Raw genomic sequence first — 11,881 nt, forward strand, 5'->3', positions numbered from 1 at the left:
CCGGGAGTCTCCTCCCCGCGGCTCACCGCGGTCGAGGGGTTTCCGCCCTGCGGGGGCGCAGCGCCACGGCCGCCCACAGCACCGGGACGGCGAGCACCGGCCACTGCCGCCCGATGTCCCCGACCCACAGCAGACCGATGACCAGGAACACCAGCAGGCAGGCCGCGGTCCACAGCCCCAGCAGGCGCCGCTCGCGTGCGGTGCGCCTCACCCGGCCAGCTCGGCGGTGATGCGGCCCGGGGTGAGCGGCTCGTCGAGCAACCGGAGGAAGCGGTCGGCGACCGGCTGGTCGGCGGGCCGGGCACCCAGCCAGCGGGCCAGCAGGTCGTAGCCCTCGACGTAGGTGGTGATGTAGGCCCGCCACAGCGGGTGGGTGAGGAAGCGCAGCTGCTGCACGGCGCGGTCGTGGCTGACCAACGACCAGCGCTGCAGGTGGGCGGTCACCGCGTCGCTGCCGGCACCCTGGTCGTGCAGCATGATCGCGGCGTCCTGGCGCACCCGGTTCAGCGGGGCCGCGGCGGCGGCGACCCGCTCGGCCAGCTCGCCGTCGAACCGCAGCCCCAGGTCGGCCAGCACCTCCGCCGCCCACGGACCCCAGCCGGCGCCGACCGCGGCCTCGAGCCCGAGGTCGGCCAACCCCTCGGCCATCAGGCACTCGGGGGTGTTGACCAGGAACACCGTGTGCTCGACGTGGTCCTCGCGCCGCACCAGGCCCAGCTCCTTGCGGCAGTGCTCGGTGTGGTGCCCGGGGTAGGACTCGTGGGCGACCAGGTGCGGCAGCTGGCTCATCCGGTGCGGCAGGTCGGCGTTGATCGCCACCCTCGAGCGGAAGGCGCCCTCGTAGTAGTTGAAGCCCGACCAGGGCTTGTCGGTGACCACCTCGTAGGCGACCGTCTCGGCCTCGGGCAGGCCGTACGAGGTGCGCACCCGGTCGCGCAGCGCGCTGGACAGCGCGTGCACGGCCGACTCCAGGGACGCCGGCGGGCACTCCTCGCGGCGCCGGTGGACCGCGTACCGCTCGGCCAGCGTGCCGGACCCGGGCAGCAGCTCCTCGAGCTCCGCGTGCGCGGCGGCGTACCCGGCCGGGTCGCCGAGCTCGACGTCGACCTGGAAGTACGCGCGCACCTCCTCGCGGTAGCCGACGGGCTCCCCGGCCATCGTGCGGGCGGTGCACTCCAGCGCGGTGAGCTGGCCGCGCAGGTGCGCGACCCGGTCGGCCGCCAGGTCGGTCGAGTCCAGCTCGTGCAGCAGCCCGCGGGCCTGGTCGCGCAGCCCCAGCGGGGTCGGCGCCGGCTCGTCGGCCACGGCGGCCCGCAGCCGCCGGTCACCGGTGTAGGCGTCGACGAAGCCCTCCTCGAGCCGGTCGAACCGCAGCCCCAGCCGGACGTACTCCAGGGGGATGTCGACCGCGCCGCTGACCATGCCCTGCAGTCTCCCAGCCGGTGTCTCAGCCGCCGAAGCGGCGCTGCCGGGCCGCGTAGTCGCGCAGCGCCCGGAGGAAGTCCACCCGCCGGAACTCGGGCCAGTAGACGTCGGTGAAGTAGAACTCGGAGTGCGCGGTCTGCCAGAGCAGGAAGCCGCTCAACCGCTGCTCGCCGCTGGTCCGGATCACCAGGTCGGGGTCGGGCTGACCGCGGGTGTAGAGGTGGCCGGCGATGTGCTCGACGTCGAGGGTCTCGACCAGCTCGGGGAGCGTCGTCCCGCGCTCGACGTGCTCGGCCAGCAGCGACCGGACGGCGTCGGCGATCTCGCGCCGCCCGCCGTAGCCGACCGCGAGGTTCACGAAGGCACCCGACCGGCCCCGGGTGTCCTCCTCGGCCTGCTTGAGGACCGCGGCGGTCTCGGCCGGCAGCAGGCCCAGCGCGCCGACCGCGTTGAGCTGCCAGCGCCGGTCGGGCCCGGACAGGTCGCAGGCCACGCCCTCGATGATCCGCAGCAGCGGGGTCAGCTCGGGCTCGGGGCGCGCGAGGTTGTCGGTGGACAGCAGGAACAGCGTGACCAGCTCGACGCCGGTCTCGTCGCACCAGCCGAGGAAGTCGACGATCTTGTCCGCGCCGCGGCGGTGGCCGTCGTTGACGTCGTCCAACCCGGTGGCCCGCGCCCACCGCCGGTTGCCGTCGACGATGACGCCCACGTGCCGCGGGGCCGCGCTCCGGTCGAGACGGCGCACCAGCCGGCGCTCGTACACCGCCGTCAGCGCCTCACGCACCTGCTCGCGGGCCCCCACGGATGGTCACCCTAGGACCACGGGCGGCGCACAGGGAGGTCGGACGGCGACCGACCTCACAGCACCCCCAGCAGCCTCACAGCCGGGGTCCCTGTCGCGGACCCCGGTGCGGCCGTAGCCTCGGCGCATGAGCGTGCCCAGCCGACCGACGGAGACCGTCCGGACCTCCGACGGCACCGAGCTCGAGGCACCCGCCGGGCAGGCGGTCACCACCGTCCTGGACGAGGGCGAGCAGGTCGAGGCCGTCCGCGTCGAGGGCGAGTGGCTGGACAGCGACTACGGCGACAGCGACTTCGACCACCCCGACACCCGGCCCCGGCTGCGCGGGTGGTTGCACCTGTTCGCCGCGTTCGGGTCGATCATCGCCGGCGGGGTGCTGATCCCCCTCGCCTGGGTGCACGGCGGGGTGCGGGCCGGGCTGCCGGTGTCGATCTACTGCCTGACCATCCTCGGCCTGTTCGGCATCAGCGCCGCCTACCACCGCCGCCGCTGGTCACCGCGCGGGTGGAAGCTCATGAAGCGGCTCGACCACTCGATGATCTTCCTGTTCATCGCCGGCACCTACACCCCGTTCGCGGCGCTGGCGGTGCCCTACCCGACCAACTGGTGGATCTTCGGCATCGTCTGGACCGGGGCGCTGGCCGGCATGTCGCTCAAGCTCGTGTGGCCGACCGCGCCCCGCTGGCTGGGCGTGCCCATCTACATCGCGCTGGGCTGGGTCGCGGTCTTCGTGCTCAACGACATCCTCACCCTCGCCGGGGTCACCGCCATGGTGCTGCTGGCCGCGGGCGGGCTGCTGTACACGGTCGGTGCGGTCACCTACGCGATCAAGAAGCCCAACCCGTGGCCCGGCGTCTTCGGCTACCACGAGGTGTTCCACGCGATGACGATCGTGGCCGCCGCCTGCCACTACATCGCCGTCTACTTCGCGATCTACAACTCCCCCTTCGTGTAGCGCCCTACGGCGTCGGGGTGGCCCCGGCCGTCGTCGGTGCGGCGGTCGTCGACGCCGTGGTGGGTGCGGGGAACTCCTCCTCGACCGGGCTGCCGTACTCGTCGTAGCTGGTCACCACCTGCGACTGCGGGTAGGCGTTGTCCGGCTGCGCCGGGATCCCCCGCTGCGGTTCCACGGAACCGCCGCCGGCCGTGTAGGTGGACAGGTTGTCGATCGGGCGGCCGTCCTGGTCGTAGAGCAGGACGCCGGTGAGCGGTTCGCCGTCGGGGCCGTACGGGACGATGTTCGTGATCGGCGTCCCGTCCTCGTGGGTCAGCGTGGTCGGCCCGGAGTCGTAGGAGACCGTCTCCGGGTAGCTGCCGTAGCTGGTCCGGTCGGCCACGCCGATGACCGCGACCAGCGCGCAGACCGCGAGCGCCAGGTTCGCGAACGCGGCGGGGTGCGTGAGCGGCCGACCGGCGGCCCGCGCACGCAGCCCGAGCCGGACGGACCAGACGACGGCGGCCACGGTCAGCGCCCACCCGAGCACCCCGAGCCCGAGCGAGGGCAACGGCATGGTGACCTCGCCGCGGAACAGGTAGTCCACCGTCGCGACGGCGGCCCACGCGCGGGCCACCCACCACGCCGGCCGCAGCTCGGGCAGGAAGGCCACGACGTGGCCGTAGGGCTCGCTGGCCCGCACCTGGGCGACCCACCGCGACAGGGTGCTGGGCCGCCCGGTGTCCTCGGCGGCCGCCACGACGTCGGGCAGGCCTGCGGCGCGGCGCAGCTCGGCGGCGTAGTCGGCCGGGGACCCCAGGCGCTCGGCCAGCGGACCGGGGGTCTCCGAGGCGACCTCGACGAGGTGCTCCTCGAGGTCCTCCAGCAGCTCCTCCAGCCGGGCCGCCGGGACGTCGGCGAGGGCCTCGCGGACCTGCCGCGCGTAGGCCGCCACCTCGGGGTCGGTGCTCGTCGGCGTGCTCGTCGGCGTGCTCATGCCGCCACCTGCTCCCCGGCGACCAGCGCCGCCATCGTGTCCGCGAACCCCGACCACGTCTTGGCCGACGTCTCCAGCTGCGCCCGGCCCGAGGCGTTCAGGCCGTAGTACTTGCGGTGCGGCCCCTCGACCGAGGGCACCACGTAGGAGGTCAGGTGCCCGGCGGCGTAGAGCCGGCGCAGGGTGCCGTAGACCGAGGCGTCGCCGACGTCCTCCAGCCCGCCGGCGCGCAACCGGCGGACGACGTCGTAGCCGTAGCCGTCCTCGGCCTGCAGCACCGCGAGCACGGCGAGGTCCAGCACCCCCTTGAGCAGCTGCGTGGTGTCCATGCGTCCTCCGACCTCGTTGGTGGACCGCACGGTACCGCGCATCGCGCACTAGCCCGCACACGCCGGTAGCGGCGTGTCGAGACGCGACCGTCCCGTCGCGGACCGGCCGGTCAACCCTGACGATGCCGGAGGGGTCCTCGCACGACCCCACGCAACGGACGCTCGAGGAGAGGGCACCCACCATGACCCAGTACGCCGAGTACGACGACGTCCTCGAGGGGAAGTGCCCGTTCGGCGGGAACACCCTCGGCGGCGCCCAGACCTCCGCCCCCACGCTGTCGGACTGGTACCCCCAGCGGCTGCGGGTCGAGCAGCTGCACCGCGACGGCGCCGCCGCGAACCCGCTGTCGGACGAGGACTACGCCGCGGCGTTCGCGACGATCGACCTGCCTGCGCTCAAGGCCGAGATCAAGCAGTTCCTCACCACCTCGGTGCCGTGGTGGCCCTCCGACTACGGCAACTACGGCCCGCAGATGATCCGCATGGCCTGGCACTCGGCCGGCACCTACCGCATCGCCGACGGCCGCGGCGGCGCCGGCCAGGCCATGCAGCGCTTCGCCCCGATCAGCAGCTGGTGGGACAACGGCAACACCGACAAGTCCCGCCGACTGCTCTGGCCGATCAAGCAGCGGTACGGCGCCGCGATCTCGTGGGCCGACCTGATGGTGCTCACCGGCAACTGCGCGCTGGAGATCATGGGCTTCCCGACCTACGGCTTCGCCGGAGGACGGCGCGACGCCTGGGAGGCCGACGACGCCACGTACTGGGGCCCCGAGCACATCGACATGACCGCGCCCAGCTCCTACGACGACATGGTGAACCGCGACCAGCGGTGGACCGGCAAGCCCGGGGACGCCGACTACGAGCTGCAGCAGCCGCTGGCCGCCTCCCACCAGGCGCTGATCTACGTCAACCCCGAGGGCCCGGAGGCCAACGGTGACCCGGCGGCCTCCGCCGTCGACATCCGCATCACCTTCGGCCGCATGGCCATGGACGACGAGGAGACCGTCGCCCTCATCGCCGGTGGGCACGCCTTCGGCAAGAGCCACGGTCAGGTCGCTGCCGACCGCATCGGCGCCCCGCCGGAGAACGCCCCGATGGAGGCCATGGGCCTGGGCTGGCACAACCCGCAGGGCGCGGGCAACGGCGCGGACACCATGACCAACGGCATCGAGGGCTCGTGGACGCAGACCCCCACGACCTGGGACAACACCTACCTGGAGAACCTGTTCGGCCACGAGTGGGAGCAGACCCGCAGCCCCGCCGGCGCCCTGCAGTGGACCCCGGTCGACCCCGGCGCCCCGAGGACCCCCGACGCGCACCTGCCCGGGGTCGAGCACCCGCTGATGATGATGACCAGCGACATCGCGCTCAAGGTCGACCCGGTGTACCGGGAGATCTGCCAGCGGTTCCTGGCCGACTTCGACGCGTTCACGCTGGCCTTCTCCAAGGCCTGGTACAAGCTCACCCACCGCGACATGGGCCCCAAGGCCCGCTACCTGGGCCCCGAGGTGCCGGCCGACGACCTGCCCTGGCAGGACCCGCTGCCCGCGCCGACCGCCGCACCCCTCGGCGCCGACGCCGTCACCCGGCTCGCGCAGGCCATCCGCGACACCGGCCTGAGCACCTCCGACCTGGCCTACACCGCCTTCTCCTCCGCGGTCACCTACCGCGACAGCGACAAGCGCGGCGGGGCCAACGGGGCCCGGCTGGCCCTGGCCCCGCAGAAGGACTGGGTGGTCAACCGGCGCACCGTGCCCGTGGTGGCCGCGCTGCGGGCCGTGGCCGAGCAGGCCGGGGCGAGCCTGGCCGACACGATCGTGCTGGCCGGGTGCGTCGCCGTCGAGGACGCCGCCCGTGCGGCCGGCCACGAGGTCCAGGTGCCGTTCACGCCCGGGCGGGTGGACGCCACGCAGGAGCAGACCGACGTCCCGACCTTCGAGTGGCTGGCCCCGCTGGCCGACGGGTTCCGCAACTACACCCAGCCCGACCTCACCGAGGTGACCCCGGTGTCGCCCGAGCAGCTGTTCCTGGACAAGGCCGACCTCCTCGGGCTCACCGCGCCCGAGTGGGTGGCGCTGACCGGCGGCCTGCGGGCGCTGGGCGGCAACCACGACGGGTCGCCCACGCTCACCGACCGGGTGGGCGTGCTGAGCACGGACTTCTTCACCACCGTGCTCAGCCCCGACCTGCAGTGGCGGAAGCTCGACGAGGCCGGCACGCGGTTCGCCCTCGACGACCGCGACAGCGGCGAGCAGGTGCACGCGGCCACCCGGCACGACCTGGTGTTCGGCGCCAACGCGCAGCTGCGCGCGGTGGCCGAGGTGTACGCCAGCCGGGGCGGGGAGGCCCGGTTCGTGCGGGACTTCGTCGCCGCGTGGGACAAGGTGATGATGGCCGACCGCTACGACGTGCGGGCCGGCTGAGCGCCCCGACCTGCGCGCCGGCTCAGCCGGCGCGCAGGTCCGCGGCGGGGAAGGGCGGCCGGTCGTCGAGCCGGACCGACAGCCGGCCGGCGGTGCGCCAGGCGCGGGCGGTCAGGTCGCGGTCCTCGTCGGTGACCAGGTTGCCCATCACCCGCAGCGCCACGGTCATCAGCGCGCGCGACCGCATGCCCACCGGGCCGGCCGCGGGCAGCAGCCGCGGCAGGGTGAGCAGGCCCGCCAGCCGGCGGGCGATGGAGAACGCCTCGCCGTAGTGCCGGCGGAGGGTGGCCGGCCAGGCCAGCGACCAGTCGTCCTCGTCGAGCAGGCCGGCCAGCGTGCGGCCGGTCTCCATGCCGTAGTCGATGCCCTCGCCGTTGAGCGGGTTGACGCAGCCGGCGGCGTCGCCGACCAGCGCCCAGTTGCGGCCGGCCACGCCCGACACCGCCCCGCCCATCGGCAGCAGCGCCGACGCCTTGGCCCGCACGTCGCCGGTCAGCTGCCACTCGTCGCGCCGGCTGTCGGCGTAGAAGTCCAGCAGCGGCTTGAGCTGCACGCCGGCGGGGCGCTTGGCCGTGGCCAGGGTGCCGACACCGATGTTGACCTCGCCGTCCGAGAGCGGGAAGACCCAGCCGTATCCGGACAGCAGCTCGCCCTGCGTGCCGCGCAGCTCGAGGTGGCTGGAGATCCACGGGTCGTCGCTGCGGCCGCTGGTCACGTAGCCGCGGGCGGCCACGCCGTAGGCGGTCTCGCGGTGCCACTCACGGCCCAGCACGCGGCCCAGCGGCGAGCGCACGCCGTCGGCGACCACGAGCTTGCGGCAGGCGACGGTGCGGCCGTCCTCGAACACGACGGCCGACACCCGGTCGCCGTCGCGCTGCACGTCGACGGCCCGGGCACCCTCCGCCGGGACGGCGCCGTCGTCCAGCGCGACCTGGCGGATGCGGGCGTCGAGCTCGGTGCGCGGCACGGCGCTGCCGTGGTCGGGCAGCGAGCCACCCGGCCACGGCAGCAGCAGCTCCTGGCCGAACCCGGCGGCCCGCAGGCCCCGGTTGGTGCCGTGCGAGCGCACCCACTCCCCCAGGCCGAGGTGGTCCAGCTCGGCCACCGCCCGGGGGGTCAGGCCGTCGCCGCAGGTCTTGTCGCGGGGGAAGACCGCGGCGTCGGCGAGGACGACGTCGCGGCCGGCCCGGGCGGCCCAGGCGGCCGCCGCGGAACCGGCGGGACCGGCGCCCACGACCAGGACGTCGGTGCTCTCGGGGGTGCTCACCCCCTCAGTCTCCCCGGCGGGGCGACCGAGGGGGTGGCGTGCCCGGTCAGCCCAGCTTCGGGCCCTGGGCGCGGACCTCCTCGACCGACTGCATGGCCTCGCGCAGCTGGGTCAGCCACTCGTCGGCGTGCTGGCCGACCAGCCGCACCGACCAGACCAGGGCGTCGGAGCGGGAGCGGGCCACGCCGGCGTCGACGAGGGTGTCGAGCACCAGCCGCTCGGACTGCCGCAGCCGGGTCATCACCGGCGCGGAGACCGTGGTGAACAGCTCGGTCACCTCGCCGCAGCGGGCTCCCCAGGACACCGTGCGCCCGAAGCGCTCCTGGGCCGCCTCGGCGATCTCGACGCGGCGGGCCCGGGTGTCCTCGCGGAACCGGGCGATGCGGCCCGAGCGGGCCGCCTCGGCCGCGGCCGGCGTCTCGTCGGCCTCGGTGGGGGGTTCGGGGACGGTGACCACCACGGTGATCTCGTCCCGGTCGACGATCAGCTCGGGCGCGACCGTCGTCCAGTCGTCGGGCAGCCGGCCGGTGAACCAGCCGGCGACCTCGGCGCGGTCGACCGGCGGCGGGGCATCGGCCCCGCGACCGCGACCACCGGGGCCGCCGGGGCCACGGCCGCGGCCACCGCCGCGACCGGGGAAGCCGCGGCCGGCGCCGGCGAAGGCGGCCGCGAACGGGCCGCCGGGGAAGGGGCCGCCGCCGTGCTCGCCGCGGTCGCGGCCGTGCCGGTGGGGGCCCTGAGGGGGGAAGGGGGGACGCATGGCGCTCTCCTCGGATCGGAGGGCCCGCGGATCGGGTCCTGCTGTGCATCACTGTAAGCGTGTAATCAAGTAATGCAAGCGTCGCCGCACGACGGATGGCCGCCGGACCCGGACGGGTCAGGAGCGGTCGCGGGTCTCCGGGTCGGCCGGGGCGTTCTCGCCCTCGTCGGGCTCGCGCTCCTTGCGCCGCAGCAGCAGCGAGGTGATGCCCAGCAGCAGCACCAGGACGCCGAGGACGCCGATCTCGACGATCCGGTCGGCGAACCCCGCGGTGCCGACCGTGCCGGCCGCCTCGACGCTGAGCACGACGATCTCCTTGATGGAGGCGATGATGCCGACCAGCAGGAACGGCTCGGCGATCAGCTCGCGCTTCTCGACCGTCGTCCGGACGGCGAACAGCAGCTCGACCACGATGAAGACCAGCAGCAGGACGTCGAGCAGCTCCAGCACCGGGGTCTCGGAGAGGTCCGTGACGAGGGCCCAGGTGGTCTTCCCGGCGAGCACCAGCAGGACCAGCGCCGTGACCACGAGGAAGAGCGCGATGCCGGCGTACACGACGTTCTCGGCCAGCTCGAGCACCTTCGTGCCCAGGCGGCCGAAACCGGGCGGGTGCTGCTCGTCGTCCTCGCGTCGCTGGTCGGCCACGCCGCGATCATGCGGCACAGCTCACAGCTGCGCCTCAGGGAGCGGCGGTGGACCCTTCGTCGGGGTCGCGCGGGCCCTCGATCGCCAGCGGCTGCCGGCGCAGGACGTCGAGCAGCTCCTCGCCCGGACGGGGCTCGAACAGCTCGGAGGCGTCGTCCGGGACGTCGATGGGTGCGTCGGCGGGGTCGAAGCTGGCCGGGAGCCGCTTCAGGTGCTTGCCCATGGACCGGCCGAGGAGGAGGACGGCGACCAGCAGGACGACGGTGAGCAGCAGGCCGAGCGGACCGGACTTGCCGACGTCCTCGGGGAGCTGCTCGCTGGCGGCCAGCACGGCCGTGCCGACGGTCATCGGGCACCCACCTCTTCGTCGGCCCGGCTGCGGATGCCCGCGAAGAGGTCGTCCTCGGGGGTCGGGCTGTCGACCAGCGACCGGGCCAGCTCGAAGTCCTCGGTCGGCCAGACCCGCTGCTGCATGTCCATCGGGGTGGAGAACCACCGGCCCGTGGGGTCGATCTGGGTGGCGTGCGCGATCAGCGCGCGGTCGCGGATGCCGAAGTACTCACCGCACGGCACCCGGGTGGTGACCCGGTGCGAGATGTCCTTGGCCGGATCCCACCGCTCCAGCATCTCGGCGTAGGGGGACTCGAGGCCCGCGCCCAGCATGGCCTCGTGGATCGCCTTCGTGCGGGGCAGCGTGAAGCTCATGTTGTAGTACAGCTTGCTGACCTGCCACGGCTCACCCAGCTCGGGGTAGCTGTCGGGGTCGCCGGCCGCCTCGAACGCGTGCACCGAGATCTCGTGGGTCTTGATGTGGTCGGGGTGGGGGTAGCCGCCGCGCTCGTCGTAGGTGGTCATCACCTGCGGGCGGAACCGGCGGATCAGCGCGACCAGCGGGGCCGCGGCCTCCTCGAGCGGCACCAGGGCGAAGCAGCCCTCGGGGAGCGGGGGCAGCGGGTCACCCTCGGGCAGGCCCGAGTCGACGAAGCCCAGCCACTCCTGGCCGACGCCGAGGATCTCGCGGGCCGCGGCCATCTCCTCCGAGCGGACCTGCGGCAGCCGCTCCCAGACCTCGGGGCGGTCCATCGCCGGGTTGAGCACGGAACCGCGCTCGCCCCCGGTGCAGGTGGCCACCAGGACGTCGACGCCCTCGGCGACGTACTTGGCCATCGTGGCCGCGCCCTTGCTGGACTCGTCGTCGGGATGGGCGTGCACCGCGAGCAGTCGCAGCTGGTCCGGTTGGGTCACGCGCTCCATGGTCCCACCCCCGCGCCGTGGACGGCGCTCGCCCCGGACCGGTCCCGGCGGTCTCGCATCCCGTCACTGCGGGTGCGCTGCAGCACACCGGGGTGTTAGCTTGGTCGTTCGTCCGCAGCCGCTCCCCGTCCGGGGGGCGGCTCTTGAGTTGTAGGAGCAGCCACCATGGCCACCATCGACGAGCAGGACCAGGGCGTCTGGCTGACCCAGGAGGCCTACGACCGGCTGAAGGCCGAGCACGACGAACTGGTCGCCGGCCGCACCGCCATGGCCGCGGAGATCAACGCGCGCCGCGAGGAGGGCGACCTCAAGGAGAACGGCGGCTACCACGCGGCCAAGGACGAGCAGGGCAAGCAGGAGGGCCGGATCCGCCAGCTGGTCGACCTGCTGCGCAAGGCCCGCGTCGGCGAGCCGCCGACGACCGCCACCGACGCCGCGCTGGGCACGGTCATCACCATCGCCTTCGACGGCGACGAGGACGACACCGAGAAGTTCCTGCTGGGCTCGCGCGAGATCGCCGGCACCACCGAGCTCTCGGTGTACTCCCCCGAGTCCGCGCTCGGTGCCTCGATCCTGGGCGCGAAGCCGGGCAGCTCGGTGACCTACCAGGCGCCCAACGGCAAGGACATCACCGTCAAGGTGCTCGCGGTCGAGCCCTTCGTCCCCTGAGGCAGCCCTGACCGAGCACGACACCGGCGAGCCCGGGGACCACGGTCCCCGGGCTCGTTCGCGCGCGCGGGAGAACACGACCTTCGCCTGCGTGCACTGCGCCCGCACCGTGCCGGCGAACACCGACGGCCACTACCGCAACCACTGCCCGTACTGCCTGTGGTCCCTGCACGTCGACGAGAAGCCCGGCGACCGGGCCAGCACGTGCCGGCAGGCGATGCAGCCGATCAGGCTGGTGGAGAAGTCGGGCAAGGGCTGGCAGGTGGTGCACCGCTGCACGGCGTGCGGCCACCGCCAGCCCAACCGCCTGGTCCGCGACGGCGACTCCCCCGACGACCTCGACCTGGTGCTCTCGCTGCCCTGGTTGTGAGGA

The 11,881-nt window shown here is 73.9% G+C and carries 14 protein-coding genes; 4 read left to right on the forward strand and 10 right to left on the reverse strand.

What is annotated here, in order from left to right:
• Positions 1 to 22: 22 nt before the first annotated feature.
• The 3 genes from BLS67_RS01835 to BLS67_RS01845 are packed head-to-tail and all read right to left on the reverse strand — an operon-like array spanning position 23 to position 2,227.
• Positions 23 to 211 carry a hypothetical protein gene (locus BLS67_RS01835; RefSeq protein WP_091238545.1) on the reverse strand — a complete coding sequence of 63 codons (189 nt, stop codon included), beginning with the start codon at positions 209 to 211 and terminating at the stop codon, positions 23 to 25.
• Complete coding sequence (locus BLS67_RS01840; RefSeq protein WP_091238548.1) at positions 208 to 1,422, reverse strand: DUF885 domain-containing protein; 1,215 nt, start codon at positions 1,420 to 1,422, stop codon at positions 208 to 210. Before BLS67_RS01840 ends, BLS67_RS01835 begins: the two co-directional genes overlap by 4 nt.
• 25 nt (positions 1,423 to 1,447) lie before the next feature.
• Positions 1,448 to 2,227: an isoprenyl transferase gene (locus tag BLS67_RS01845; RefSeq protein WP_091238551.1), complete on the reverse strand. Its 780-nt coding sequence runs from the start codon at positions 2,225 to 2,227 to the stop codon at positions 1,448 to 1,450.
• 127 nt (positions 2,228 to 2,354) lie between these two features.
• On the opposite strand from BLS67_RS01845, the gene trhA reads away from it, so the two are divergent.
• Positions 2,355 to 3,182 (forward strand): PAQR family membrane homeostasis protein TrhA, encoded by an 828-nt coding sequence (gene trhA / locus BLS67_RS01850; protein ID WP_091238554.1) that lies wholly within the window; start codon positions 2,355 to 2,357, stop codon positions 3,180 to 3,182.
• 4 nt (positions 3,183 to 3,186) lie between these two features.
• Here trhA and BLS67_RS01855 read toward each other — a convergent pair whose 3' ends face one another.
• The gene (locus BLS67_RS01855) at positions 3,187 to 4,158 is read right to left on the reverse strand and encodes an HAAS signaling domain-containing protein (RefSeq protein ID WP_091238556.1); all 972 of its coding nucleotides are present in this window, start codon (positions 4,156 to 4,158) and stop codon (positions 3,187 to 3,189) included.
• Positions 4,155 to 4,487, reverse strand: coding sequence for a PadR family transcriptional regulator (locus BLS67_RS01860; RefSeq protein WP_091238558.1), 333 nt, complete (start codon positions 4,485 to 4,487; stop codon positions 4,155 to 4,157). The genes BLS67_RS01855 and BLS67_RS01860 overlap by 4 nt, the downstream gene beginning before the upstream one ends.
• Positions 4,488 to 4,669: 182 nt before the next feature.
• On the opposite strand from BLS67_RS01860, the gene katG reads away from it, so the two are divergent.
• Positions 4,670 to 6,913: a catalase/peroxidase HPI gene (gene katG, locus BLS67_RS01865; RefSeq protein ID WP_091238561.1), complete on the forward strand. Its 2,244-nt coding sequence runs from the start codon at positions 4,670 to 4,672 to the stop codon at positions 6,911 to 6,913.
• 22 nt (positions 6,914 to 6,935) lie between these two features.
• Here the strand turns inward: katG and BLS67_RS01870 are convergent, their stop codons facing one another.
• The 5 genes from BLS67_RS01870 to mca all read right to left on the reverse strand — a co-directional run bounded on the left by BLS67_RS01870 (position 6,936) and on the right by mca (position 10,830).
• Complete coding sequence (locus tag BLS67_RS01870) at positions 6,936 to 8,180, reverse strand: geranylgeranyl reductase family protein (RefSeq protein WP_091238564.1); 1,245 nt, start codon at positions 8,178 to 8,180, stop codon at positions 6,936 to 6,938.
• A 46-nt stretch (positions 8,181 to 8,226) separates the two neighbouring features.
• A complete protein-coding gene (locus BLS67_RS01875) occupies positions 8,227 to 8,940 on the reverse strand; it encodes a hypothetical protein (RefSeq protein WP_242653713.1) in 714 nt (237 codons plus the stop codon).
• 117 nt (positions 8,941 to 9,057) lie between these two features.
• The gene (locus BLS67_RS01880; RefSeq protein ID WP_091238566.1) at positions 9,058 to 9,585 is read right to left on the reverse strand and encodes a phosphate-starvation-inducible PsiE family protein; all 528 of its coding nucleotides are present in this window, start codon (positions 9,583 to 9,585) and stop codon (positions 9,058 to 9,060) included.
• A 34-nt stretch (positions 9,586 to 9,619) separates the two neighbouring features.
• Complete coding sequence (locus BLS67_RS01885) at positions 9,620 to 9,934, reverse strand: hypothetical protein (RefSeq protein WP_091238569.1); 315 nt, start codon at positions 9,932 to 9,934, stop codon at positions 9,620 to 9,622.
• The gene (gene mca / locus BLS67_RS01890) at positions 9,931 to 10,830 is read right to left on the reverse strand and encodes a mycothiol conjugate amidase Mca (RefSeq protein ID WP_207500173.1); all 900 of its coding nucleotides are present in this window, start codon (positions 10,828 to 10,830) and stop codon (positions 9,931 to 9,933) included. The genes BLS67_RS01885 and mca overlap by 4 nt, the downstream gene beginning before the upstream one ends.
• Positions 10,831 to 11,004: 174 nt before the next feature.
• On the opposite strand from mca, the gene greA reads away from it, so the two are divergent.
• A complete protein-coding gene (gene greA / locus BLS67_RS01895; protein WP_091238575.1) occupies positions 11,005 to 11,508 on the forward strand; it encodes a transcription elongation factor GreA in 504 nt (167 codons plus the stop codon).
• A gap of 7 nt (positions 11,509 to 11,515) precedes the next feature.
• Positions 11,516 to 11,878, forward strand: a complete 363-nt coding sequence (locus tag BLS67_RS01900) for an RNHCP domain-containing protein (protein WP_091238577.1) — start codon at positions 11,516 to 11,518, stop codon at positions 11,876 to 11,878.
• Positions 11,879 to 11,881 lie beyond the last annotated feature (3 nt).

The sequence above is a fragment of the Klenkia soli genome (genome assembly GCF_900103975.1).
In the GTDB taxonomy this organism is placed as follows: domain Bacteria; phylum Actinomycetota; class Actinomycetes; order Mycobacteriales; family Geodermatophilaceae; genus Klenkia; species Klenkia soli.